Source organism: Bacillus sp. FS02 (assembly GCF_024398395.1).
Lineage (GTDB): Bacteria > Bacillota > Bacilli > Bacillales > Bacillaceae > Bacillus > Bacillus altitudinis.
The window spans coordinates 2,388,690-2,414,228 of sequence record NZ_CP074101.1 but is presented as its reverse complement, the minus strand read 5'-3'; the positions used below and the strand labels follow the sequence as shown (position 1 = coordinate 2,414,228).

Here is a 25,539-nt window from a genome sequence, read left to right as displayed (position 1 = left end):
TAATCTCCTTACTTTTTAAAGAAAATCGACAAATTTATCCCTAAATTTCATATGAAGCAATGAACCGACTGTTAAAAAAAGAAGCGTAATCAGCCAGAAATAAAGCGTATATTTCACATCATGGAAGAACCATTCTCCCTTTAACAAGCTATTTCTGAAACCATCAATAATGTAGAAAAGAGGATTTAATCTTAAAATATCTCCTATCCATGCTTTGTCTCCAGTGAGCTTCTCTGAGATATTCCAAAAAATCGGCAGCAAAAAGAAAAGTAAACGTGTCACTGATTGTAAAAGAAATTGATAGTCCCTTACGAGTACACTAATTGTTGAATTAAACAAACTAAACGAAAACATAAACGCGATCATACATATAAGGTAGTAAATATATTGTAGCCAATGCGCGTCAGGATATATGCCATAAGAAATCAGCACAATAAGATAGACACCCATCATGACAAAATAGCTGAACAAGTTGGACATGATGACCACAGACGGCAGCGCACTAATCGGAAAATTCATTTTTGATACCATATTAATGCGTTTAAACACACTGTTTGATCCATCAAGGATCGTCGGACTAATGAAGAACCACGGTATTAATCCAGCAAGCATCCAGATGATAAATGGAACCTCCATGCCTCCAATGACAATTGGCTGTCCTCCGCGAATGCCTAAACCAAAAACAAACCAGTAAGCCAGCATTTGAATCAATGGATTTAAAAACTGCCATAAAACACCTAAATAATTCATCTGATATTTTGATTTTGTTTCATAAACAGCAAGTCGCATAATCAGCGAAAATGAGCTGATTTGCTCCTTCAGTATCGTCAACATTGCGTTCATTCTAATCTTCCTTAGATATAAGTTTTTGGGATCACTTTTTTAAAAAGCACCGCTCATAATTGTAACAGATAACGATTCACATTTCATCTTATAACAAAAGTCGTATCATTTATTCAAGAAACTAAAAATCCCCCTGAATCCTTGCGATCGTAGATTCAGGGGCCCCTCAGATGTTAGATGATTTGATGCTCTTTTAAGAAATCAGTAATTCTTTTTGTATTTTGATTATCGTTAAAGCTATTGATCTTCAAATATTTTTCTTTATACTCATCTTCTACCACATACTGATGATCGATTGCATGTTTGACAATACGAATCAGGTCTTGAGTGTTATATGCAATTGGACCTGGTGCATTCTCTTCGTTCACAGGCGGAATGGCCTTGTACTGTCTAATTAAGTAATCTTTCTCTTCCCAATAAAAGATCGGGTAGGCTCCTCTATATTGCGCATCATAAATAGCAGAAGAATAATCTGTAATAAACACTTTCGACACTTTTAGCGCTTCTGAAGGGTTATCAGAAATAATATGTTTATACTGCGGTAAATTCTGATACACATATTGTGAAAATTTATTATGCGGTACAAGTAAAAGACGATCAAGCAAGCCTGCTTCTTCAAAGCTTTTAATGATTTTAATTAGAACTCTATAATAAGAGGTTTCCTCAATTCTATTCGTATAAATAAGCCCCTCTTCCCAATATCGGTAAGTTGGCATGAAGGCAATCTTATCTGCACCCTTTACTAACTTTGCATGGTCAAAGGTCGCAAGCCCGGTCAAAATTAAATCATCACGGTCATAGTTCATTTTATAAAACTCACCGGCTTCTAATTCAGAGCTGATGACTGATTTATAAATATTGTATTGGTTCTTGTCTTTATGGAATCCAAAAGCCATTGGATTATCAACTGGCTTAGCAAACATAATGCCATGCTGTAAAAATACGAGCGGAACACTCATGATTCTCTCTCTAAGATGATCAATATATAGTCTATCATTCAGAACATGGTTAGATAGCTCACTTGAAATAAAATAACTGGCATTAAAAATACTTAAATAGTGTCTCAGACTATATTTCGGAATGATTCCTTTTCCATATTTCGCCTTCAATGCTGGATATGCACTGGATTTCTTATTGAGAATAAAGTAATTCTTTGAGTCTGTTTGACAATTCTCTTGAACATAGTCATAAACCCTAATAGCTGATTCATCTGCTTTGTCACTCTTTTTCTCAAAAAACAAATTGACACCATATTTTTTGTCTTTATAAAACGATGATAAAATGCTCGCTACTTTTATTTTGACCTTACTAAATAAAGAATATTCCTCAGAATAAGGAATAATAGTTGACGTGACATTTCCAAAAAGATTTGTTCTTAGTACTTGTAGCTTGTCCCCATTCTTTTTCGTGATATATGTCTTAACCTTTTTATCTCTTTTTTTCAATCTTAAACTATGGATAATCCGGTGATCATTTCCTACGAACAAGTTATTGTGGATTCTGCTATCTAAATCAAGATCATTTAACGAAATTTTAAAGAAGCCATATCTTTTCAGAAACTTGATCTTTCTAAATGGTCTTGTAAATTTCGCCAATTGGTGCTCAGAGTTTCTAATATAAAGATATTCATACTTCTGGTCTGAATTATATGCGTAATGAGTCAGTCTTCCATAAACATAGAAGCTATTAAACAAACTAAAAATACGTAATCTAGAAGTGTGTTTTGTGACAAGATATGGATTTCCTCTTACTAAATAAACACCATTTGTTCTTACATATATGTAATATCTTTGTTTATTTATCACTAGAATATTAAGAATGTTATCTTCTTTGAATTGCTCTAATGTATCTTTACCGAAAATCTTAAGCGGCTGATATGTAGGAACGAGTCTAAAGTTGACGATTTTCTTTTGCTCAGTTACCTTATTTAGAATTTTGATTTGATTACGGTTATTTACAGTCACTTCAATCTCTTTATGTTCCTGCATCACATCAAACAAGATTTTTCTAACATTTAGTTCTTTATTTTGACAATCGTACGTAATAACAAAGTGGAAAAGACCATATATGATAAAGGAGATGTCCACAAATCTTTTTTCTTCTCCATCAATGGCTAAATCCATTTTGTAATTTTGATTGATCTCATCTACATTTAGCAGCCCTGAGAATAACAACAGTTCCTTTTCTCCACTGTACAAGCCATAGCGGTCTAATCCTAATTGTTTAACATAGATTTTTTCAAATTGATTGTTAATTTCAATTGAATGTATTTGTTTTGGCTGAATCATGTCAGAGCTTTCTTTCAAGATATACAAATTTTGATCCTTAGCATAGAGATAAATCATTTCATTAGAATGATCTATTGTGGATTCAAAAATCATTTGATCCTTTACATCAATTTTACAAATCCACTTTGAATCGTTTACATTTAACTCTTTAAATTCAAAAGTTGACAACTTCTCTATTTCGTCAATATATATTACTAGCTTATGTTCATCTAAATTTAGAATTTCTATAAAATTATGATAAAGTTTGTACATTGAAGCACCTCTATATTATTTTCAGCATATTTACAATACCGGATAATCTTATCTAAATTTAGCATGTTTACTGTTAAATTTCTATGTTTTTTTATTTTTACCATTACTTTTAAATATGTGTACAATGGAATAAAAAAAACAAAAAAGTACCGTTCTACATGAGAGGAACGGTACTTTTTTTACTATTTTTCAGAAAACACTACTTCCACCACACGCTTCGATGACTCTCCGCTCTCTAGGTAGCAGAATTTTTCATAAAACGGCGTAAATGAAGGTGGTAATGTAAATGTCGGCTGTTCTGTTTCTCTTACCCATTCAATCACGCGTGATGTTTCTTTTACAAGTGGTCCTGGTGCTTCTTGTTCAAAGTCGAAGTAGAATCCTCTGAGCTTGTCACGATATGTTTCGATGTCTGGTACATAGAACAGCATCGGACGTTTAAGGTTTGCATAATCAAAGAACACGGAAGAGTAATCTGTAATGAGTAGGTCGGAAATCATATAAAGGTCTCGAATGTCTTCGTAATGAGAGAAGTCATAGGCAAAGCCTTCATATGGTCCGAGATCAAAGTTTTCCGCTACTAAATAGTGCATACGAAGGATGATGATATATTCTTCTCCGATAGATGCTCGTAGCTCATGCAGATCAAGGTCTAAATCAAATTTGTACTGCCCTTTTTTATAAAATTGATCGTCTCTCCATGTCGGTGCATATAAAATCAATTTTTTATCAAGCGGCAAGTTCATTTTTTGTTTGAGCGCTCTCATTGTTTCTTCATTGTTTTGATTGTGAAGGAAATCATTTCTCGGATATCCTGACTCAATCATGGTCTTTTGGAATTGGAACGCACGGGTAAAAATTTCGGTCGAGTATGCATTAGGAGAAATCAGATAATCCCAATTCGATGCTTCTTTCGTGAAATTCTTTTTGTACTTCTTCGTGTTTGTTCCAGGCATATGCACTTCGTCCATGTCCATCGCCAGTCGTTTTAATGGCGTGCCGTGCCATGTTTGTAAGTATTGGGTGTGTTCTGGTTTTGGAACCCATAGCGGCAAACGACTGTTTACGACCCAATACTCAGCTCTTGCCATTGCAAAAATCCATTTCAATGACAGACGATTGATATAGTAGATGCCTTTTTCTTTAAATGGTGCTTCATGACCTTTTTTAACACTCCAGATCAGCGTATATTCAGGGTGATTTTCTTTCATATATTCATAAATAGCACGCGGGTTACAGCTGAATTGTTTCCCATTAAAGCTCTCAAAAATAACGGTTTTCTTTTTGACAGACAGTTTACTCGCCAGTGTAAAGGTCGTTTGGAAAGTACTTGTCACAAGGCGATTGCGAACTTTTTTAATCTTACCCACTTGCTTCTTGAATTTCTTCCACTTGCTTTTTACGTAGTACTTAGCACGTGTCTTCATGGTGTAATCATTAATTCGGATGCCTAAAGTTTGTCTTTTTTTCTTTCTGTACACTTCATATCGAATCGGTACATCGTTTCTTTTATGAATTTGAACAAGTCCTTTGAGTTTGTTTGAACGATCTCCAAGCACTAAAGAAGTTGTTGTTAACGTTTCTTCCACTCCGTTAACATCGCAAATAAACTCAAAATAGAAGCGATAGACAAACCGTTTGTTTAAGGAATAAGTTAACTCCTCTAAAGGAACTTCTGCTGAAAATTGATACAGTTGTGGTGTTTGATGGTCGTCACGATATTGAATGACTTCATCTTTTTTATGTGTCATCTTGACAGGAAAACGATGCTCAACTGGTTCCTCACCATTTTTCTTCAATAGAAGCTTTACTTCTTTGATCTGATAAGGATGCTCTGCACTTAGAACGCCTGCATACCCAGATAAAGATAGCGTGCATTCTTTGTTGAGCTCGATATGATGGAATTTCACAACTTTGAGCTCCCGTTTGATTTTCAATGAAGCATTGCCTTTGTCTGTACGATATGGAATAACATACAACAGCGCTTCTTTATTTTCTAAAAATGTCAGCTCTGGCGTTTCAATTTCCATTTTCAAACGACGTTTATAATATGGTGTTTTTTCTTCTATTTCGGAAGTTGCGCTGGTATCCGCTTCTTTTGCGTCTTCATCCTCTTCTTCCGAATCAGAATCATAGGCTGAGTCTTCGAGCTCGTCTTCGTCCTCTTCTTTGTTTGCGCTCAGATAGTCCGTGACATATAAGTTGTATGTCTGGCCTTGCTCTAACGCAAGCGGAAGCGATGCTTCACTCAGTACCAATTTGAATAGATTCTCTTCTTGATGAACAAGCGGGAGGAATAGTTCTTGTTTTGAGACCCTTTCCCTCATAAACAGATAAAACTCTCTATCTGCTAATGGCATGTCATCGTAGATGCGAACGAGCATTTCCAATTTTTCATGATGATTTTTTAAACCTTCAACGACACTCTTCTTATGGATTCCCTCTTCAATCATTAATCGTTAATCTCCTCTGTTCAAAAATCTTACCGTTATTTGTATCATTATTTTACTTTCCAAGAATAGTTCCCCTGTTTCGTTTGATACGACCAACCATCAATTGAAGATGGTTTATTGGTAAGGAGCTCTCCCTCTACTTCTAGACGTTGCAAAACTTCTTGAAGTTCTTCTGTTTTAAAGCGGATGTAAAAATCCACAAATTTTGTTTGGTTGGTTTCGATGTTTTTCTTTGTTTGAAAATGACCAATTGGGAAACTGACTTGATCATTCTCATCAATTGTTTGAGAAATGATTTCAGCTCCATTCACTCGATCATATCCTGCAAAATCAATTTCCACATGATCCGCTTGGCTCATTTCGTCTGTCATCTTAAGCTGAAGATGAAGAACATGGTGTTCAGAGCTAAGATCATGCAGCACCCATTTCGTGCGATCCACGATCTTTCTCAGCTCATCTTTACGTATACGGTTTTCCAGCATCTGATGAAGTACTGTTTTCCAAGCTGACATTTCATCAGAAGGCACATGGTAGAAATAAGTTTGTTCTCCTAAAACCTTCTCAACATCTTCTTTATGCTTAGTATCGCCAAAGAAGACGGCATCCACTTGCTGTTTTCTTATTTGTTTAAATAATTCTCCACATTGAGAATTGATATGGTGCGGATTTTCCTCATAATGGGCTTCATGCACAAAAGCAGCATAATAAGTTGATTCCGGTTGATCTATTTTAAACAAGTGGCGGTCCTGGTCCCGGTCCTCTGTGACCATCAGTTTTAACCGGTCATTTTGTAATTGAATGCTGGATAGCCATTGTTGTTTTATATCCGTCTTCTTTGTAAATGTTTGAATTCCTGTTTTTTTATACCAATTAATGTGACGGACTGGATTCTTTTTTGCATCACCAGCATAGATGATCTCCATAAAAATGCTGCCATCGTCCTTGATCAATTCTTCTAAATAGAGAGCACCTGTATGAGGAACAAAGCTTTGAACTCTGCGTAAAGCTCCCTGCCAATTGTATTCTTCTCTCTTCACTAATTGCTGCTCTTCATTATATTGATCAATCATACAGATTGGGGAAGAAGGCAGTTCATATCTCGTCACATGAATGGTCGATGTATCTGCCGGGATAACTGCTTCATTGATGGATTGAGGTACTTCACCCGCAATAAACTCCGAATAATACCTTTTACTTCCGCTCTCTGGCAGAATGTAATGTTCAAATACATTCAGGATGTCAATTTGAGGATGAAAGGTCTCCTCCAAGCGGCGAATACGTTCCTTCACATTTACATCGAAATTCAAAGTTAACATCGCAGTACGTTTATGTTTCTCAGCCAATGGCTCTATTCTTGCTTTTAAAGACTTCGTTAAGCCGTCTTCCTCATTTGGTACGTCACCTACAATAAAGTAGTAGTCCATGTCAGGAATTTCAACTAATGTCATCGTTTCATTTTGTTCAGGTTGATCCAATGTATCTTCAACTTTTTTCTTCATCCAATTTTGAAACAAAGGAAGCTCTCCTTAAAAATCATGATAACTTGCTCATTGTATTTTACATGAAAAAGCACTTCTCACCAAAAGATAAGAAGTACTTTTTTTCGATCTATTAAAGTCCCGCAATTTCTTCCTTAATTTGAGTTGTCGAGATACCTTCTGTTCTCTTCAAGTAAACGACTTCGCAATGCTCTTTCAAGAAATCGAATTTACCTTCCCAGTCATCTCCCATGACAAAGACATCAATGTCATGCTCTTGTACATCGCGGACTTTTTGATCCCAGCTGTTTTCTGGAATGACTTCGTCTACATAACGAATGGTTTCTAAAATCAGCTTTCGATGCTCGTAGCTATGATAAGCCTTTTTGGATTTTTGTAAATTAAATTCATCTGTCGAGATGGCTACCACTAAGTAATCTCCAAGCTGCTTTGCACGCTCTAGCAGCTTAATGTGCCCCCAGTGTAATAAATCAAATGTACCGTAAGTAATAACTTTCTTCATTGCAAACATAAACTCCTTTCTTCATTCCTTATTCGACTGCTTCAAGCAGTAATGTTTATCCGTAATCCTATTATCTTCGATCGTGTTTTTCGCTCTTCGGAACCTCATTATATCACAGCGCCTAACAAACGTTAAGCAGATGTAAAGACAAACTATTTCCAATTTAATGGGCACGGAACGTAAAGTCCGAAAAATCAATGTTTTATGAAGCACCTTCCATATGAAGTTATCAAAATGTCACGAAATTTAAAGGATTGTAAAGTTATTGTTAATATTTCATGGAGCAACTGTGATAAAATGATGAGTAGGCGAAGAATGAATTTACAATGAACGTTTCATAGATAACAAAATGAAAAAGGAGGTCTGAACAATGCAAACAGAAGTGGTCTCTAACCTTTCTTATGTTAATGGTGACTTAGATGAATTTATTAGCTATATCAACCAGCATCATATTTCCCAGAGAAGAGGCGCCATGATTGCGACAGTGAATCCAGAGATCGGCTATGCTGTCATGAAGGATGATGCATATCATCAAGTGGTTTCTTCCGCGGATTATGTACTGCCGGATGGTGTAGGTGTTGTGTTGATGTCACGCATGACGCAAAGTCCATTGAAATCAAGAATTGCAGGTTTTGATGTGTTCATGTCTATGCTTGATCTCGCAAACAAACAATCTAAAAGTATCTTTTTATATGGGGCGAAAGAAGAAGTGCTCGAGGCTGTCAAACAGCGAATTGATACGGAATATCCGAATGTGGTGATTGCAGGGAGCTGTGATGGTTATCAAGCGGATAAACGATTTGTGGCAAAACAAATTGCTCGTTCAAAAGCAGATATGGTGTTTGTTGCTTTAGGTTATCCAAACCAAGAGAACTTTATTTATGAATACCGTCATTTGTTCCCGCAAGCTGTTTGCATCGGTTTAGGTGGAAGCTTTGATGTATTTAGCGGTACGGTGAAGCGTGCACCACGCTGGATGATTAAAACAAATACGGAATGGCTGTACAGACTCATTGTCAATCCGTGGAGATGGAAACGAATGCTGAATATCCCAAAGTACGCTTTTGCCGTATTAAAAGAAAACAAAGGGAAAAAGCGCTACTATCCTGAGCAAGTAAAAGATCAGACGAAGCAGCTGTGAGAGACTGATATATGATGAATATACGCTCAATGATCATCTCATGCTATGCAGCTTTTGTTTCTTTTGCTGGATGGCTCATGAGCGGCGTGAAACCTCGTGACAATCAGGTGACGCTGCTTGTTTCATTCCAAGAGAATGCAGCTGCTCTCATCGATACTTATCAACAACAGGCGAATATGACAATGAAGCTCACTGTCCTCTATACGAAGCATGCTTCCGTGATAGAAAAGGACGTGCCTCATGTGTCATTTCGCTATTTTCATGAAAAAAATCCCTTCCATCTCATTCAATGTATCTATACGATGCTAAAAAGCAAAGTTGTCGTCACAGATAATTATTTTCTGATGACAAGTGTGCTAAGAAATAGACCTTCTACCACTTGTATTCAAGTGTGGCACGCCAATGGTGCTTTGAAAAAGTTTGGTCTTGAAGATGCTTCAAATCATCACCGGAGTTCTCGTGATCTGCAGCGTTTCAAGCGGGTCTATGCGTCTTTCGATTATATCGTTACTGGCTCAGATCACATGCGCGAGATTTTCAAAACTTCATTTGGCGTCAAGGACGATCGTTTTCTGCCAACAGGTGTACCATTCACAGATGCGTACTATGATGAGCGCCCTATTTCCTTTCAGATGGATATTTTTCCAAAAGGCAAAAAAGTGCTGCTGTATGCGCCGACCTACCGGGACTTTGCAATGGACGGTCTTGTCTTACCTTTTTCTAAAGAACAATTGCAGAGTGAGCTGAATGGTGACTATATCCTGCTCGTCAAACTTCATCCTGCAGTGAAACATTTAGCCAAAGCAGAAACAGATGGTGAGTGGATATTTGATGTGTCCGATCAGCCGCTCTTTCCATTGCTCTCTGTATGCGATGTCCTGATTACAGATTATTCGTCCATTGTGTTTGAATATGCGCTGCTCCGAAAGCCTGTTTTGTTCTTCACTTACGATCTAGAGACTTATCGCACAAAACGCGGCTTAGTCGAACGTTATGAAGACATCATTCCAGGAAAGGCTTGCGTCACTCAAGATATGCTCTTAGAGGAGCTTAAGCAGCTAAACGAATCAATTAATCAAGACTTATTGAAAACCTTTGCTGAGAAATGGAACCAATATTCAAAAGGGAAATCAAGTCAGCAGCTTCTTTCCTTTATTGAACATCAGCTGTTACACAAAAAACGTCCGGCTTCTCATTAAGAAGCACGGACGTTTTTTTATTTGTTATACACGGGGATATCATAATACAGCGTATAGTTATCAAGTAAGTTATACAAACTATACATACGAGTGACCTGTTTAGAAGCCCAGCCAATATCCGTTGCATATTGGTGAGTGGCTGTCGCAGACCAGCGCATTTTGTAAATGGTATCTTGTTTGTATGTGGCATTATTGATGTAGCTGTTGCCAATGAATTTTGCTCCGCCAATAATGGCTGCCTCTGGTGTGAACCATTGCTGTTCATACGCATATTTTGCTCCGAGGTAATTCGGGTTACTGTCATATGCACCAATGCCATACATGTTGTACACGATTCTATCATTAAACTTCGTACCGTTCGCTAAAATGGAACTGCCGTTTCCTGTTTCAAGCAATGCATGTGAAATCAGATAGATTTCGTTAATATGATACGTTTTTGCTGCTGTGATAAAGGCTTGTCCTTTTCCGGCAAGAATCCCTTTCCCTGCTAAAATCTTCGTATTCACTTCAGTCGGATTGAGATTTGCAGCTTCAGAGAGTTTGAGAAATTGAAAATAAGATTGAGTGCCCTCCGCGATATTCGCTGGGTCTACATATTTTAATACTTCTGCTGAACTGGCATTTCTCCAGCCGAGGCTGATCTTGATCCAGTTGCCTTCTTTTCCACGCTGCTTCACTTTTGTCCCTTTGTTCAGCTGTGCGACGATGTTGCTAGCCGAACTTGAATCAGGTGTAGAACGGACATTTAGCCCGTCTGTATTCACTGTGGACGTCGCTGGGTCTACATATGTCGCATAGACATAGGCTGCACCATCTGTCTGCGGTGACACCTTCATTTGTTTGTTTACCATCTCATTGACTGTGAGGTTATAATTCGTCTGCATCACCATTGGACCGTTTTTGATTTTTGTCGCTGTGGCTGTCCAGCCGTATTGGCTTTTCACAAAAGCAATGGCTGCATTCGCATTTGGTAACCCTGTAAACTGCTGTGTGATGTTGATTTTATATGCCGGTTTTGTCGTTGTTGTATAAGCAGCTGGTTCATTTCGTTTTTTGAAGAATGTCATGCCTTGGTCTCTTAAGGCAGCAGTCGAAATGACCCCTGTTTTGATCTGATATTGACCATAATCAGTTGCTCCCGTTTTTTGAGCGGCTGCTTTCATTTTTTGTTTGGTTAAATAACTTAAGGCTTGATTCAGTTTTGTCTGATTCACAGTTGCCTCTGTCGTAATACGGTATTGCTTAACAGCTTCTGTTAATGTTTTTGTACTACTGGCAACTCCATTTTTTTTCATGATCTCTTGCGCCTGCTTTACTTTGCTTTGATCATATACAGGAGTTGTCATCAGGCTGTATGCTTTACTGACGGCTTGCCCCTTGCCTGTTGTGATGCTGCTTGTCACCTTTTGTGCTTTTAAGTATGCAGCACCTTTATTTACTTTTGTCTGATCCGTTGCTTGATTCACAACAAGTCGATACGTGCTGTCAGATGCTTTGCCTGTTTTTTTCGTTGTGGCGGATACTTTTTTCTTTTGGAAAAATGCCGTTGCTTTTTTCGCTTGATCATCGCCCAAAAGATTCCCAGTCACTACTTGATATGGCTGTGTAGAGGAGATCTTTTTAGATGTATAGCGCCATTTCTTTTTCTTGAAAAAGGCAACTGTTTTTGCGTAAGTTGTGTCATTTAATTGATTGAGCTTTACGATATAATTTTTCGTTTTTCCTACTCGCTGTACAGTCCCTGACACACCAGCTTGTTTCTTAATCTGAGCCGCCGCTGAGGCTGCTTGCTTACTGTCTTTGAAATAGCCTGATTCCATGCTATATACATTTTTAACAGCTCCAGCCTTCTGAATCTTTCCGCTAATTTTCGCTTCTTTTTGCAGCTGGGTCAGAAGGGTTTGCGCTTTAGACTGATTCGTTTGTGTAGCAGATGTGACGATGTAATACGGTTTGCCTGCTGCTACCGTTTGGAGTACTGCTTTTAAACCAGATTCCTTTTGAAAACCTTGCAGGATGGTATTTGCCTTACTCTGTCCAACAATATTGCCTGAGATCAGCTGATACACGGTGCCGGCCTTGTTTTCAGTTTGGTATGTACTCGTGACTCCGGCCTGTTTTTGTAGTTCGGTTTGAATATTTTTGACTTTCGTTTCAGAATCAATGGCTCCTGAAATGACCTGATAAGATGGTCTACTTTGATTGATAGCTTCATACGTGCTATTGAGTCCTGATGTTTTCGTCAGCTCGAGCGTCAGTTTTTTCGCCTGACTTTCATCGTTGATTGGATCAGATACGATTTTCTGTAAAGGAAGGCGGTCACCTACTGGAGACACCGTACCGCTCATGCCTAACTCTTTTTTTAATGCAGCGGCACTTGCATTAGCTGCTACTTGTGAGTCATATCCTGAGGCAGTCAGTTGATAAGTCGATGTATTTCCTGAAGTTTGATAAGTGGCTGTCCATTTCTTATCCTTTTTCAACGTGTCAACCGCTTTTTTCACTTCTGCTTCTGTTGTAAATACTTTTGAGGTGCTAATCGTATAAATGGATTGATCGACATAGGAGGCTGCTTGCACTTCTTTGCCTGTGTGTAATGTCATACCAAAGGCAGCTGCGAGTAACATAATCTTGATGGTTTTTTTCACGTTCCCTGTCCCTCTCTTAACTTTGCATAATAGTCTACTAATCTCTTTATCGACAAAAACAAGTCTCTTTCAAGTCTTTTATGCAATAGAAAAATAGAGGACTCTCGAAGTCCTCTTCCTCTTTTTCTTTATATATGTGACACAATCAATTCACAAGATCCTTCAATTGTGAAGTTCCCTGTTTCAGCAGGCAGGATAAAATGGGCTCCTTTTGGCAGCGGATATGTATGTCCATTATGCTCTAAGGACCCTTCCCCATTAATAACGCTGCACAGCAAAAACGGATAATCTTGCGATAGCTCTACTTTTTGATCAATTTCCCATTTATACACAGAGAAGTATTCTGCTTCTACAAATGTTCTAATGGTCACCCCTGGACGAGTTTCTACTGATTCATCTGCATAACCGTCTACATGAGGAACCGTGGTAACATCAATGGCCTGCGTGAAGTGAAGTTCACGTTCATGGCCATTTTGGTCTTTTCGTTCATAATCATACACCCGATAGGTCGTATCTGAACTTTGCTGCGTTTCAAGAACCAGTGTGCCTTCACATAGCGCATGAATGGTACCGCTTGGCACATAATAAAAATCGCCCGGCTTAATTTTCACTCGCCGCAAAAGGCCTTCCCAATCTCCGCTGTTCATCATGGTCACAAGCTCAGTTCTCGTCCGTGCATTATGACCGTAGATCATTTCTGCGCCTTCTTTGCAGTCAATGATATACCAGCACTCTGTTTTCCCAAGCTCGCCATTTTCATGTCTTTCCGCATAATCATCATCTGGATGAACTTGAACGGATAAATCTTGGTTTGCATCTAAAATTTTGGTTAAGAGCGGGAAGCGATCGCCTTCTATTCCCCCAAACAATTCTCTGTGATTGTTCCATAGTTCGATCAGCGTTTTCCCTTTATATGGACCGTCTTGCACGACACTTGGTCCGTTTGGATGAGCAGAAATTGCCCAGCATTCTCCCGTTTGATCAGAAGGAATATCATAGCCAAATTGATCCCTTAAGGCTGTACCTCCCCATATTCTCTCCTTCAATTCAGGCAGTAAAAAAATTGGTGACTGCTTCATTCAGGATGACTCCTCCCTTTGCTACCCTTTGATAATCCTTGCCTAGCATAATGAAAACTAGCAAGTCTCAACTTTTATTATGACGCTATCTAAAGAGAAGTCAATCCTTTCAGTACACCGAATGAAAACGATAACAAGAAAATCATTTCACCCTTTGACAGAGCCTGCAAGAAGCCCTTTCACAAAGTATTTTCCGAGTAGAATATAGACCAAAAGTGTCGGCAGCGCAGCCAAGATGGCACCTGCCATTTGAACATTCCATTGCACAATTTGACTGCCTGATAAATTTTGCAACGCAACCATGACCGGCTGATTCTCTGCCGTGGTCATAGTAACCGCAAATAGAAACTCATTCCACACATTTGTGAACTGCCAAATGGCAACCACGACAAACCCTGTGATGGAAAGCGGCAGAATCATATGTCTGAAGATCCCGATAAATCCGGCCCCATCCATCTTCGCTGATTCAATCATTTCATCAGGAATGCTCACATAAAAATTGCGGAACATGAGTGTTGTGATTGGCAGGCCATATACGACATGGACAAGCACAAGTCCCGGAATGGAGTTATACAAGCCGATTTCACGTAAAAATTGAATAAGTGGAATGAGGATACTTTGGTATGGAATAAACATACCGAACAACATGAAGGTAAACACCACTTCTGATCCTTTAAAGCGCCATTTAGACAGCACATAGCCATTCATCGCACCTAATACAGCTGACAATAAGGTAGCAGGAATGACTAGATAAAGAGAATTCATTAAATTGGGTGATAACTTTTCAAAAGCGATTTTGTAGCTTGAGAAATCAAGTGTAGATGGAAGCGACCACATTCGCTCAAGGGTAACTTCACCTAATGGCTTTAAGCTTGTGACGATCATGACATAAACAGGCATGAGAAAAAACAAACTGCACATTATTAATAAAGCATAAAGAACTGGGCGGACAAATCCTCTTGCGGTCATGATGAAGCCCCTTCCGGCTAGACAGGAGATATGGCACGATAAAGACCGCAACAGAAATCAACATAACGATCGCAATGGCGGCACCACCTGCATAATGGTTTCCTCTAAAGGTCATTTCAAACATATAAACACCTGGCACATCGGTGACAAAGTTTGCACCTGGTCCTGTCATCGAGTAAATCAAATCGAAGATCTTTAAAGAAATATGTGCCATGATAATGACGACGCTTGCTGTGATTGGTTTTAACAGCGGAAAAATGATTTTCCAGTAGATTTGCCACTCGGTTGCGCCATCCATTCTAGCAGCCTCTCTCACTTCCTCTGGAATGCCTCTAAGACCAGCCAAATACATCGCAAGTGAGAACCCTGTCATCTGCCACACAGCAGCGATGACAACTGCAATCATTGCTGCCGGTACACCAAACTCAATTTTTCCCCAGACAAATCCAGCTAAAATGTTCGTATCCGTGTACCACTTGGGCTGGATGCCGAGTGTTTTTAAAAACAGATTCACCCCAGTAGATGGATTTAGGATCCATTGCCACACAACACCTGTGACAACAAAGGAAAGGGCCATCGGAAAGAAAAAGAGATTCCGAAAAAGTGATTCCCCCTTGATCTTCTGGTCTAGTAAAATGGCCAGTACAAGCCCAGAAGCAATGACTGCTCCAATAAAGAATAATGTAAAAAAGACCGTGTTTCGAAGATCTGACTGAAAGCGAAAATCTTGAAACAGCATGACATAATTTTTCATACCTGCGAAAGAAAAATCAGGAACAAGCGAGGTCCAGTTCGATAATGAAACATATCCTGTCCAGCCAATAAAGCCGTAAACAAAAATGAATAATAAAACAGCTGACGGTGCTAAAAATAGCAGGGCAAGCAGCTGGTCTCCATTCCATTTTTTCCGAACACGTTTCACTTTTGCTGCTGGTGTTTTTGTGGTCGGCGATGTGTCCATGCGCATGAAGCTACACTCCTTTTTTTAAAAAAGAGGCGGTGCCTAACGGCCGCCTCTTTCATCTTTATTTCATTGAATCTTTTAAAGAAGAAACGAACTGGCTGCTGTCTTTTTGTGTCACGAAAATATTGACGGCTTGGTTCGCCTTCGTGACAAAACCTTCTTCAGCAGCTGAGCCATGCGCAAGAGACGGTGCCAGCTTTGACTCTTTAAACGCCTTCATTGCTGATTTTCCGTATTCATCATATTTTGATACGTCTGCATCCACACGAGCCGGAATTGACCCTTTCAGCGGATTAAACGCATCCTGTCCTTCCACAGATCCTAAGACAGATAAGAATTTTTTCACGTTTTCTGGCTGTTTGACACCCTTCGGCAGTCCGAATGTATCCGTGATGACCATAAAGCTGCCCTCCGTACCAGGAGTTGCCACGTATCCAAAGTCTTTATTCACCTTCAAATCTAGATCATTCACAAAATATCCTTTTGCCCAGTCGCCCATGACATTCATTGCAGCTTCCCCTTTTGCCACGAGTTGTGAGGCATCCTGCCAGTTACGCGAGCTATGATCGTCGTTGACGTATTCGAGCATACGTCCAAAGATGTCTGCCGCTTCCTTCACTTTTGCATCATCCATTTTTAAGTCGCCCGCCCAAAGTTTTTGATAGTCATCTGCACCTAGTACTCCTAGAAGAACGCTCTCAAACAAATGAGTCGCTGCCCAAGGTTCTTTATCCCCAAGCGCAAGTGGTGTAATCCCTTTTTTCTTTAAGGCATCGGCTGTTTTGAAAAATTCATCAAACGTCGTTGGTGGCTGTAAGCCCTGTTCTTCAAATACTTTTTTGTTATACCAAAGCACATTGCCTCTATGAATATTCACTGGAACGGAATAGATTTTCCCGTCTTTGCTCACAAGGTCAATCAGTGATTCTGGAAATTTATCCTTCCAGCCTTCTTTCTCATAAAGGTCATCCAGCGGCTCCATTTTACCTGCGGCTACCCAGCTCTCATTCAGCTCTGCTCCCCCGTGTACTTGGAAAGTAGCTGGCGGATCATCTCCTTGCATCCGGCTTGTTAGAACAGCCTTTGCATTCGTACCAGCGCCACCAGCGACAGCTGCATTTTCAATTGGAATGTCTTTATTTTTCTCTTCAAACAATTGAATGAGTGCCTTCAGCCCGTCTTCCTCACCTGCACCAGTCCACCAAGAGAAAATTTCTAGTTTCTCCGCTCCGCCCTCTTTTTTTGCATCTGAGTTCGTCGATGAACTGCAAGCAGAGACGACCAGCATACAGATTGCCAATAAAGTAAAGCCTAATTTAAACTTCATCATGGATCCCCCATCCCTATTTTGTAAGCGTTATCAAAATAAGTATACTGGCAGATCCTTGCCTTTTTTCAGGCAAACTTCTTCACTTTTTTATGAAATTCTTCATTTTTTTACGACCTGTTTTCGATATTCCTTCGGCGAACAGCCAACCATTTTTTTAAACACACGACTGACGTAATTCGGATCAGTATATCCTGCTTGATAGGTGATTTCTTTTAAACTAAGCGAACTCTCTTTCAGTAGCTTCTTCATTTTATCCATCCTACAGGTCGTCACATATTCTTTAAACGTCAGACCTGTCTCATCCTTAAAGCGTTTGGTGAAATACGTCGGGCTTAAATCAACATAGGCGGCCGTTTGCTCCAGCGTAATATGTTCGCAAAAATGTGTTTGAATGTATCGTTTCGCCCGTTCTATATCATTCACCGTCTGGGTTCTTGCTTCATACAGATCAAATAAATGTTCACAGCATTGGCGGCATCCTGTTTCTGTGGTAATAGCTAGAATCGGCACATCTGCACGAAGTCGTGATTTGAGTAAAATGAGCAGCTCTTTCACATGAGAAATGGTTGCCCCTTCTAATTGGAAGGCATCATAGTAAGCAAGAGCATCATCTCTTCTCCCTTCTTCTAGTGCCAGCATCATGTCATCGGCAAGCTCAGGCAAGTTGATCAATACGTAAGGTTGTCTATCTGTATAGTAAAAGCCATAACGAACCGCACCGTCATCTTTTTTTCGCTGATAATAGGAAAGCTTCGCTTCTGCCGCACTTTTCTGAAGTTGAAGTGGATTTGAGATAGGATGACCCATGCCAACAATGACAGGGGAATGCCGTTCGCTTGTCATAGCAGCGCGAATGGCTTGCAGTACATTCGCCTTTAGATGACCAGGTGATTGATGGCTGTAAATCAAGCATGTAAACAGCTCACCGCTCACTTGGATCGGCACTGCTTGAAAAAGAGCAGACTCCTGCAAATGATTCAGGAGTTGATCCCCACCTGTCCGCTGAACAGCGATCACTAGACCTGCTTGAAAATCCTGAAACAGCCGCTCAAACGCTGTTGAAGTATAAGATTGACCGTTCAACACATGGGCTTCCAGCCATTTTGACTGCTGATTGACTTTCTCCGCCTGCCGCAGGGAGACCTCCTGCTGAATTTCTGCCGCAACAGAACGAATCGCTGTAATGGTTTCGTCTTTATCAGCTGGTTTGACAAGGTATTGTTTGACCCCTTCCTGCATGGCTTGCTTGGCATAATCAAACGTATCGTAGGCTGTCAGCATAATAAATTTAGTATGAGGACAGCTTGCTTTGATCTGTTTGATCGCTGTGAGTCCATCCATGCCTGGCATTTGAATATCCATGAGCACAAGGTCAATTGGCTTAGACCGCGCCAATTCCACCGCCTTTTTTCCATTCGCAGCTTCCCCTGCAATATGACAGTCTGGCAGCCATTCGGTCATGAACTTACGCATCGCCATTCGTTCAATTTTTTCATCATCCACAATCAGCACGTTCAGCATGCTCGTTCCTCCTTGATTGGTATTGTCAATTGAATGGTGGTCCCTTCGTTTGGCTTTGAATCAATTTGAAGGGCATCCTGCACTCCGTAAAACAAACGCAGCCTCGACATCACATTTCGAAGACCAATTCCTGTCGAGTGACCTTTACTACGTGTGTCTGAATGATCTTCTTCCTCTTGCGATAGCAATCTCTTTTTCTCTTGATCACTGATGCCAAGTCCATTATCCCGAATCCGAATCATGACAAAGCCATCATCTCGATCAATAGAGAGCTCTACAAGCCCACCCTCTTCTTTTGGTTCTACCCCATGAATAAAGGCATTTTCAACAAGCGGCTGCAATGTAAGGCTCGGAATGTGAACAGATAGACACGACGCATCTATGGTCGTTTTGCATGTAATACGATCGGAAAATCTTGTTTCTTGTATATGAAAATATTCTTTTACCACTTTCACTTCTTGTTCTAACGTAACAGATGCGCTGAGAGGAGATAGCGAATACCGCATCAGCGTAGAAACGGATTGTATCAATCTCGATGTCGCATCAGCTGATTCTAAGTACGCCATACGTGAAACGATGTTTAATGTATTAAATAAAAAATGTGGATTCATTTGGTTTTGTAGTGTTTTCAGCTTCATGTCTTTAATTTTCTGATCTAAAGCAGCCTTTTGTTTCATCTCTTCAATCATGACCTTCATCTCTCGCCGCATTCGCTCAAAGGCATGATTTAACACAGAGATTTCGTCCTTTGATGACACATGCAAATTCGGACCATCAAAATTTCCTTCTGATACTTCTTTGGCACTTCGAGACAGATGAACGATCGGTCTTGAAATTCCACCCGCAATGATATAGGCCATCCATAAAGCGATTCCTATCGATAATGTAAACAGACATAGAGTAAAAAGCGCATACGTTTGATGTCTTTTTTGAAGGGATTGGTAGAGTACTTGATACTCAGATAATTCATCATCCAAAAGAGTCATTGTCTGTTCTTGGATATAAGAGGACACGGTTCTTACTTCTTTCACACTTGCAGCATATTCTTTGATTTTCCCTTTTTTGACATGATTCATTGTCGCATCACTTTCGTTTATGAGCGTCCGCATCATATATTGATATTTTTCAATGGACGGGATGGCGGCATGAAGCCCAGCATCTTTGAGTAATGCTTGATCATATGATGTCATTTTCCGTTTTGATTTAGCATAGCCCTTGGCAAACGCCTGATCCTTTTCGATGGCAAAGGCGTTGACCTTTTCATACATCGTTTTTGCCTCTGTCGAAATATCATTCAGCAGGAGAAAGGAACGAAAGCTCTTGCTATATTCTGATGTGATTTTTGAACTGCTCCAATACACAAAAAAAGCGGCCACATTACCAAGGAGCACAAGAATTAAAAATGCCAATAATAATTTACTTCGTATTTTTCTCATGGCTGAACCCCCTGTGGTCTTTCTGTTTGATGAAGGGGCAGGTCTCCTCGCCGAATCACACTCGTCCCTGTGTACTGAAGCGGTTCTTGTTTATCCCCTTGTTGCAAACGAACAAGAGATTCAACCGCTTGATAGCCCATTTCATAAGGGTGCTGTACAACCACTGCATCAATTTTCCCATCATCCAGCGCTTGAATCGTATCAGGCAGAGTATCAAATGCGAGCACATAAACATCTTTAGATGAATGATATTGCTCTGTTGCTTGAATAATGCCGACACCGTCTAATGCACTTGTTCCATAAAATGCGGTGAGCTGCGTATGATCATTCAACAATTTATACGCAGCACCGGAAGCACCTGATTTCGTAATCGCCGACTCTTCTATTCCAGCAATATGAATGCGTTTCTCACCAGAAACGGCATCTCGAAACCCCTTCACGCGAAGCTTCTGGTGAATCGCATCAAGCCGTCCCGTCACAATGCCCACATACTGTTCGCCTTTTGTATCGGCGATGAGTGCCTGTCCGGCGATAAAGCCAGAATAATAGTTATCTGTTCCGACATACACTTGACGCTTGCTCCCCTCTGCATCGGTATCGACTGTGACAACATCTATACCTTTCTCTCTTGCTTTTTGAAAGAGCGGTTTGTATTTCTTTGCATCAAGCCCTTGTGTCATAATGCCGTCCACATGACCAGCAATCGCCATATCAATGGTTTTCAGGTGATCATCCAAATCAGCCTGCTTTGGACCTAGGTATTCAAGATACACCCGATGAACTTCCGCCGCATCAGCAGCTCCCTTTTGCACCAATTGCCAATATTCATTATCAAGTTCCTCCGGTACAAGAACAAAGTGATATTGGTAAGTTGATACCGCCTCATCGGAAGCGCTTTCAATTTTAACTAAATCTTGACCTAATACAGATAAAAAAAGAACAGATATAACACAAAATGTGAGAAATGCGCCCATTCCGAACAACTTCGACCATTTCATTCACATTCCCCTCCTTCCATTGTTGCCGCATAAAAAAAGAGCTGCTTATAAAAGCATACTCTCTCGACCTCTATAATTCCTTTGTCATAAATAAACTGTTCGGATCTTCTTGGTATGAACCAAAAGGCGGACAATATCGAAATCCAAAGCTTTCATATAATCTTCTTGCTGGTTCGAAGAAAGCAATCGCACCTGTTTCAAGGCTCACTCTTTTATACCCCCGCCGCTTCGCCTCTTGGAGAAGGTGGGTCAACAGATGCTTCGCCACGCCTTTTCGCATATGGGCTGCTGCCGTCCTCATCGATTTGAGTTCACCATGTTCACTCGATAGCTCCTTGATGGCTCCGCAGCCAAGAAGCACCTCGCCATCCCTTGCACTCCATACTGTGACATCTTGTTTTTTCAGATCGTCTAACGGAAGGGCATGAATGCTTTCTGGCGGTGAATGTTTTTTCATCTCTTCTAAATGAGCTTGAATCAATTGTTCAATTTGACCATCTTTTAGTTCATCTTGTTGAATGTACATATCGACCTCTCCTTTATGCTCATTTTACGTGAAAAGATGCGTCTTCTGAGCTTTTTTGTCAGATAAACGAACAAACAACCGGCAGTCATCCGCCGGTTGTTTATGTGAACTACATGATGGTGGAAGAAAGAACAGCCTGTAATTCTTCTGCTGTACTGCTTTCAAGCTGGCTGCCGACACCTACTGCCACGGCTCCTGCTTCAAGCCACTTTGGCACATCGACTGGATGAATGCCTCCTGTTGGGATGAACTCAATCTCTGGAAACGGGCCTTGCAAATTTTTCATATAGGACAAACCGAAGGCGCCGCTCGGAAAAAGCTTTAACACGCTGTATCCATTTGCTTTTGCCTGCATAATTTCACTCGGGGTCAAAACACCTGGAACGTAAAGTGTATCATGAAAAGATAGGTGCTCTCCGATGACAGGAAGATATCCCGGGCTGACGATAAATTGAGAGCCGGCTTCAATGGCTGATTGTGCCTGCTCAAGCGTTGTAATCGTTCCGGCTCCGACAATCAAGTCGTGGTCATGCTGGTAAGATGCAATGATCCGCTCTGCATTGGGCGTGGTATATGTCACTTCGATGGCCCGCACCCCTTTTTTCTTTAAACGACCAATCATCTCTATCCCCTCTGCTTCACTACCTGCTCTGACCACCGCAATGAGTTTACAAGCTGCGAGCTTCTCTTTAACACTCATACTTGCTGACTTTCCCATACCTCTCATCTCCCTTCATATCGTGTCGCCTTTGATATCGTTTGGCTTCTTTTATAAATGCCTGAAGCTCTTCACGAGTCGGCAGTCCCTCGTGATCTCCTGGGGACATGACTGCAAGTGCTCCAATGGCATTGCCTCTTGCTACCGATTTTTCATATGATAAACCGTCCAGCAGACCGCTCATCACTCCCACTGCAAATCCATCACCAGCTCCGACTGTATCCACGACATGAGACACATGGAAACCATCCACTACACCTTGGCCGGATGCACTTTTGAAATAGGCTCCTTCCGCTCCCAGTTTAATGACCACAAGCTTGACACCTTTTTGTAAATAAACATCCGCAATCGCTTCCGGCTCATGACACCCCGTGAGTCTTTGACCTTCTGCAAGCCCAGGGAAAAACCAATCTACTTGAGCAGCCATCTGATTCACCGTATGAATCATGTCTTCTTCCTCTTCCCATAGTTGAAGTCTCAGGTTCGGGTCAAAGGAAATGGTTTTTCCTGCTTCTTTCATTTCTTTAAGGGCATGAAAAGAAAACGCTCTCATTTCACTAGACACAGCAGGCGGGATTCCGGTCATATGAAGATGTCCTGCCTGCTGAAAATAAGTGGACGGGAAATCGCTTGCGTTCAATGTGCTCGCAGCAGAGCCTTTTCGGTAGTACGTCACATCAGGGTCTCCATCGATGACTTTTGATTTAAGCAATATCCCTGTTTTGGCTCCATCATTTGAACGGAGTACTGCCTTCGTATCGACCCCTTCTTTTTGAAGCTCTTCTAAAATAAATGTACCAAGTGAGTCCGCCCCGACCTTGCTCATCCAGCCAACGCTAAAGCCTAATCTTGCCAAGCCGACCGCAACATTACTCTCTGCACCAGCAAGTGCTTTTTGAAACGTATGCACTTGGTGAAGCTCGCCAATTTCTTTTGCATAAAACATCGCCATTGATTCCCCAAATGTGATCACATCCAATGCTTTCACTGATTTCTCCCCTTTCTTGGTACCGGTTTCAAAACAGTTGAAAAAGAGAGAGCATGCACGTATGTATACTCTTCTCTGCCTAACGTTTATAAAGATTTTCTCACAATGATTTCTCCATCAAGTTGAATGGTCTGGGGTGCACTCTTATCCCCTTCAAGACGCATCTTGATTTTTTGCATCGCCGCTCTCCCCATCTCATGAGATGGCTGCGCCACCGTAGTGATGCCTGGCCCGATCAGCTTATACCATTCTGTATCATCAAATCCGGCAATGCCTATCTCCTCAGGAATCTTCACCCCAAGATCGACGAGTTCACTGATGAGCTTCAGCATGAGTAATCCATTGCCTGCTAAAATCGCTTTTTTCTGATGGTTTGATTGTAAAAAACGACAAATCTCATCTCGCATTTGTTCCTTTTGCTTTAAATTGATTTCTGCAATCATAGGTGTCTTATGTTGACTCATCGCCGTCTGTTCATAGGCTTCTTTTCGTTCTTCACGTGGACTAATCCCATCGACCGGCTCAGTAAAGAAAGCGATATGTTCGTAGCCTTTTTCATACATCTGATGAAGTAGACGAGCCGTGATGTCACGGTTATTCGTTGTGACGGTATCGACCTTGAGTTCAGGTAACTTACGGTCAACAAGAACAATCGGTACACCGTTTTGCTTAAAGTCTTGCAAAATGTCATTGTTTTGACCGGTCGTATTGATGATCAGCCCTTCAATATAATGCGCATTCAGCTTCAGAAGCATTTCTCGTTCTTTTTCTGGACGATTATCTGTGTTGCACACCATGATGCTGTATCCATATTCATCACAAATCTCTTCCACACCACGAAGTGTCGCAACAGAGAACGGGTTCGTAATATCAGCCACAATAAAACCAATGACCTTGCTCTTTCTTACTTTCAATCCTTGGGCAAGCTGACTCGGACGATAATGGAGCTCCTCAATGGCTTTTTTAATCTTTTTTACCTTTTCAGGAGAAATCTCATTTGTTCTGCCATTGATGTATCTGGATACCGTTGATTTTGAGACACTTGCATATGCAGCAACTTCGTTAATGGTGACTTTCGTTTGCTTTTTCTCTTTCATACAAAAAACTCCCAAGATCGATCTTCTCATTTGTTTCGAAACCGATTTCAAATAAACTTAAAAAAAGCATACCACAAGTTGAACTGTATCAGAAGATTTTTTTCATGAAAATGAAGAAAAAAAGCTTTTATAAAATTAAAGAAAGCGATTTCAAATTAACGGTTGACGCCGCTCTCTTTTTCCTCTAGAATTTTCCTTGAAACCGATACCAAATAAAACAATCATATGTTTCAGATGGAAAGGGAGGCTTATCTCAAATGGAAAATCGTTATGCTGTACATCCTGAGCAGGTCAAGCGTTTTACAACAGAGGAACTTCGTCGTCATTTTCATATTCCGACACTTTTTGTCAGTGGTGAATTGAAGCTGTATTATTCGCATGAGGACCGTGTGGTGATTGGCGGCGTTATGCCGACATCAGAATCGATCAAGCTAGATGCCGGCGACTTTTTACGTACAGAATATTTCCTTGAAAGACGGGAAATTGGCATTGTGAATGTCGGCGGCCAAGGTACGGTTACAGTCGATGGTGAGTCATTTGTGCTGCAGCATAAAGATTTCTTATATATTGGACTTGGACACGAACATGTACAGTTTGCTAGTTCATCAGGTGAGCAGGCCAAATTTTATCTTGTGTCAGCCACCGCTCATAGAGCGTATCCGACACAAAAGGCTGCGATCGCTGAATTAACACCGAATCATTTAGGGGAAGCATCCGCCTCGAACGTACGGAATCTGTATCAGGTCATTCATGCAGACGGCATCCAAAGCTGCCAGCTTATGATGGGCATCACTCAGCTTGAAACCAATAACACATGGAACACGATGCCTGCTCATATACATGACCGGCGGATGGAAGTGTACTTATATCTTGATATAGAGGAAGACGCACGTGTCTTTCATTTTATGGGGGAGCCATCTGAAACGAGACATCTCGTTGTAGCAAATGAAGAAGCCGTCATCTCACCTGCCTGGTCCATTCATTCAGGCTCAGGTACCGCAAATTATTCATTTATTTGGGCAATGGCGGGAGAAAACTATACGTTTAAAGATATGGACTTTGTCCCGATGGACCAGCTGAGGTAATGA

19 protein-coding genes and 1 pseudogene are annotated in these 25,539 nt (G+C 40.6%); 3 read left to right on the top strand and 17 right to left on the bottom strand.

The features are described from left to right. Nucleotides 1-15: 15 nt before the first annotated feature. The 5 genes from KFQ09_RS12225 to tagD all read right to left on the bottom strand — a co-directional run bounded on the left by KFQ09_RS12225 (nucleotide 16) and on the right by tagD (nucleotide 7,837). The gene (locus tag KFQ09_RS12225) at nucleotides 16-843 is read right to left on the bottom strand and encodes an ABC transporter permease (protein ID WP_008343200.1); all 828 of its coding nucleotides are present in this window, start codon (nucleotides 841-843) and stop codon (nucleotides 16-18) included. A gap of 173 nt (nucleotides 844-1,016) precedes the next feature. Then, nucleotides 1,017-3,383, bottom strand: a complete 2,367-nt coding sequence (locus tag KFQ09_RS12220) for a CDP-glycerol glycerophosphotransferase family protein (RefSeq protein WP_017359981.1) — start codon at nucleotides 3,381-3,383, stop codon at nucleotides 1,017-1,019. 182 nt (nucleotides 3,384-3,565) lie between these two features. Further along, nucleotides 3,566-5,836: a CDP-glycerol glycerophosphotransferase family protein gene (locus KFQ09_RS12215; RefSeq protein ID WP_017359982.1), complete on the bottom strand. Its 2,271-nt coding sequence runs from the start codon at nucleotides 5,834-5,836 to the stop codon at nucleotides 3,566-3,568. Nucleotides 5,837-5,883: 47 nt separating this feature from the next. Beyond that, nucleotides 5,884-7,350 carry an alpha-glucosyltransferase N-terminal domain-containing protein gene (locus KFQ09_RS12210; protein WP_255835703.1) on the bottom strand — a complete coding sequence of 489 codons (1,467 nt, stop codon included), beginning with the start codon at nucleotides 7,348-7,350 and terminating at the stop codon, nucleotides 5,884-5,886. A gap of 97 nt (nucleotides 7,351-7,447) precedes the next feature. Then, nucleotides 7,448-7,837: a glycerol-3-phosphate cytidylyltransferase gene (gene tagD / locus KFQ09_RS12205; RefSeq protein ID WP_008343212.1), complete on the bottom strand. Its 390-nt coding sequence runs from the start codon at nucleotides 7,835-7,837 to the stop codon at nucleotides 7,448-7,450. 370 nt (nucleotides 7,838-8,207) lie between these two features. Here tagD and KFQ09_RS12200 point away from each other — a divergent pair, with 370 nt between their 5' ends. Both KFQ09_RS12200 and KFQ09_RS12195 read left to right on the top strand, forming a co-directional pair. Next, the gene (locus KFQ09_RS12200) at nucleotides 8,208-8,978 is read left to right on the top strand and encodes a WecB/TagA/CpsF family glycosyltransferase (RefSeq protein WP_007499915.1); all 771 of its coding nucleotides are present in this window, start codon (nucleotides 8,208-8,210) and stop codon (nucleotides 8,976-8,978) included. An 11-nt stretch (nucleotides 8,979-8,989) separates the two neighbouring features. Continuing rightward, entirely contained in the window at nucleotides 8,990-10,177 is a 1,188-nt protein-coding gene (locus tag KFQ09_RS12195) for a CDP-glycerol glycerophosphotransferase family protein (protein ID WP_255835702.1), read from the top strand. 17 nt (nucleotides 10,178-10,194) lie between these two features. Here KFQ09_RS12195 and KFQ09_RS12190 read toward each other — a convergent pair whose 3' ends face one another. The 12 genes and pseudogenes from KFQ09_RS12190 to KFQ09_RS12135 all read right to left on the bottom strand — a co-directional run bounded on the left by KFQ09_RS12190 (nucleotide 10,195) and on the right by KFQ09_RS12135 (nucleotide 24,451). Next, complete coding sequence (locus KFQ09_RS12190) at nucleotides 10,195-12,825, bottom strand: N-acetylglucosaminidase (RefSeq protein WP_255835701.1); 2,631 nt, start codon at nucleotides 12,823-12,825, stop codon at nucleotides 10,195-10,197. 128 nt (nucleotides 12,826-12,953) lie between these two features. After that, nucleotides 12,954-13,904 (bottom strand): mannose-6-phosphate isomerase, class I, encoded by a 951-nt coding sequence (gene manA, locus KFQ09_RS12185; RefSeq protein WP_041507862.1) that lies wholly within the window; start codon nucleotides 13,902-13,904, stop codon nucleotides 12,954-12,956. 147 nt (nucleotides 13,905-14,051) lie between these two features. Further along, entirely contained in the window at nucleotides 14,052-14,873 is an 822-nt protein-coding gene (locus tag KFQ09_RS12180; protein WP_255835700.1) for a carbohydrate ABC transporter permease, read from the bottom strand. Nucleotides 14,874-14,880: 7 nt separating this feature from the next. Further along, nucleotides 14,881-15,840: pseudogene (locus tag KFQ09_RS12175) on the bottom strand (carbohydrate ABC transporter permease); the annotation flags it as partial. Between the two features lie 58 nt (nucleotides 15,841-15,898). After that, nucleotides 15,899-17,167 (bottom strand): ABC transporter substrate-binding protein, encoded by a 1,269-nt coding sequence (locus KFQ09_RS12170; protein WP_074041801.1) that lies wholly within the window; start codon nucleotides 17,165-17,167, stop codon nucleotides 15,899-15,901. A gap of 99 nt (nucleotides 17,168-17,266) precedes the next feature. After that, complete coding sequence (locus tag KFQ09_RS12165; protein ID WP_206115797.1) at nucleotides 17,267-18,688, bottom strand: response regulator transcription factor; 1,422 nt, start codon at nucleotides 18,686-18,688, stop codon at nucleotides 17,267-17,269. Beyond that, complete coding sequence (locus KFQ09_RS12160; RefSeq protein WP_255835699.1) at nucleotides 18,682-20,124, bottom strand: sensor histidine kinase; 1,443 nt, start codon at nucleotides 20,122-20,124, stop codon at nucleotides 18,682-18,684. The genes KFQ09_RS12165 and KFQ09_RS12160 overlap by 7 nt, the downstream gene beginning before the upstream one ends. Next, entirely contained in the window at nucleotides 20,121-21,122 is a 1,002-nt protein-coding gene (locus KFQ09_RS12155; RefSeq protein ID WP_250026665.1) for a sugar-binding protein, read from the bottom strand. Before KFQ09_RS12155 ends, KFQ09_RS12160 begins: the two co-directional genes overlap by 4 nt. A gap of 70 nt (nucleotides 21,123-21,192) precedes the next feature. Continuing rightward, the gene (locus KFQ09_RS12150; RefSeq protein WP_017368165.1) at nucleotides 21,193-21,648 is read right to left on the bottom strand and encodes a GNAT family N-acetyltransferase; all 456 of its coding nucleotides are present in this window, start codon (nucleotides 21,646-21,648) and stop codon (nucleotides 21,193-21,195) included. 109 nt (nucleotides 21,649-21,757) lie between these two features. Further along, complete coding sequence (locus KFQ09_RS12145) at nucleotides 21,758-22,366, bottom strand: bifunctional 4-hydroxy-2-oxoglutarate aldolase/2-dehydro-3-deoxy-phosphogluconate aldolase (protein ID WP_050826670.1); 609 nt, start codon at nucleotides 22,364-22,366, stop codon at nucleotides 21,758-21,760. Beyond that, on the bottom strand, nucleotides 22,338-23,318 hold the full coding sequence (locus tag KFQ09_RS12140; protein ID WP_051005668.1) for a sugar kinase: 981 nt from the start codon (nucleotides 23,316-23,318) through the stop codon (nucleotides 22,338-22,340). Before KFQ09_RS12140 ends, KFQ09_RS12145 begins: the two co-directional genes overlap by 29 nt. 122 nt (nucleotides 23,319-23,440) lie before the next feature. After that, complete coding sequence (locus KFQ09_RS12135; RefSeq protein ID WP_255835698.1) at nucleotides 23,441-24,451, bottom strand: LacI family DNA-binding transcriptional regulator; 1,011 nt, start codon at nucleotides 24,449-24,451, stop codon at nucleotides 23,441-23,443. 257 nt (nucleotides 24,452-24,708) lie between these two features. Here KFQ09_RS12135 and kduI point away from each other — a divergent pair, with 257 nt between their 5' ends. After that, nucleotides 24,709-25,536: a 5-dehydro-4-deoxy-D-glucuronate isomerase gene (kduI, locus tag KFQ09_RS12130; RefSeq protein ID WP_048001909.1), complete on the top strand. Its 828-nt coding sequence runs from the start codon at nucleotides 24,709-24,711 to the stop codon at nucleotides 25,534-25,536. Nucleotides 25,537-25,539 lie beyond the last annotated feature (3 nt).

Bases quoted from the DNA above. Each gene is read 5' to 3' on its own strand.
- tagD (WP_008343212.1), bottom strand. From the start codon at position 7,837: ATGAAGAAAGTTATTACTTACGGTACATTTGATTTATTACACTGGGGG.
- KFQ09_RS12200 (WP_007499915.1), top strand. From the start codon at position 8,208: ATGCAAACAGAAGTGGTCTCTAACCTTTCTTATGTTAATGGTGACTTA.
- KFQ09_RS12165 (WP_206115797.1), bottom strand. From the start codon at position 18,688: ATGCTGAACGTGCTGATTGTGGATGATGAAAAAATTGAACGAATGGCG.
- KFQ09_RS12170 (WP_074041801.1), bottom strand. From the start codon at position 17,167: ATGATGAAGTTTAAATTAGGCTTTACTTTATTGGCAATCTGTATGCTG.
- manA (WP_041507862.1), bottom strand. From the start codon at position 13,904: ATGAAGCAGTCACCAATTTTTTTACTGCCTGAATTGAAGGAGAGAATA.
- KFQ09_RS12155 (WP_250026665.1), bottom strand. From the start codon at position 21,122: ATGAAATGGTCGAAGTTGTTCGGAATGGGCGCATTTCTCACATTTTGT.
- KFQ09_RS12195 (WP_255835702.1), top strand. From the start codon at position 8,990: ATGATGAATATACGCTCAATGATCATCTCATGCTATGCAGCTTTTGTT.
- KFQ09_RS12215 (WP_017359982.1), bottom strand. From the start codon at position 5,836: ATGATTGAAGAGGGAATCCATAAGAAGAGTGTCGTTGAAGGTTTAAAA.
- kduI (WP_048001909.1), top strand. From the start codon at position 24,709: ATGGAAAATCGTTATGCTGTACATCCTGAGCAGGTCAAGCGTTTTACA.
- KFQ09_RS12225 (WP_008343200.1), bottom strand. From the start codon at position 843: ATGAACGCAATGTTGACGATACTGAAGGAGCAAATCAGCTCATTTTCG.
- KFQ09_RS12160 (WP_255835699.1), bottom strand. From the start codon at position 20,124: ATGAGAAAAATACGAAGTAAATTATTATTGGCATTTTTAATTCTTGTG.
- KFQ09_RS12220 (WP_017359981.1), bottom strand. From the start codon at position 3,383: ATGTACAAACTTTATCATAATTTTATAGAAATTCTAAATTTAGATGAA.
- KFQ09_RS12180 (WP_255835700.1), bottom strand. From the start codon at position 14,873: ATGACCGCAAGAGGATTTGTCCGCCCAGTTCTTTATGCTTTATTAATA.
- KFQ09_RS12150 (WP_017368165.1), bottom strand. From the start codon at position 21,648: ATGTACATTCAACAAGATGAACTAAAAGATGGTCAAATTGAACAATTG.
- KFQ09_RS12145 (WP_050826670.1), bottom strand. From the start codon at position 22,366: ATGGGAAAGTCAGCAAGTATGAGTGTTAAAGAGAAGCTCGCAGCTTGT.
- KFQ09_RS12135 (WP_255835698.1), bottom strand. From the start codon at position 24,451: ATGAAAGAGAAAAAGCAAACGAAAGTCACCATTAACGAAGTTGCTGCA.
- KFQ09_RS12140 (WP_051005668.1), bottom strand. From the start codon at position 23,318: ATGGCGATGTTTTATGCAAAAGAAATTGGCGAGCTTCACCAAGTGCAT.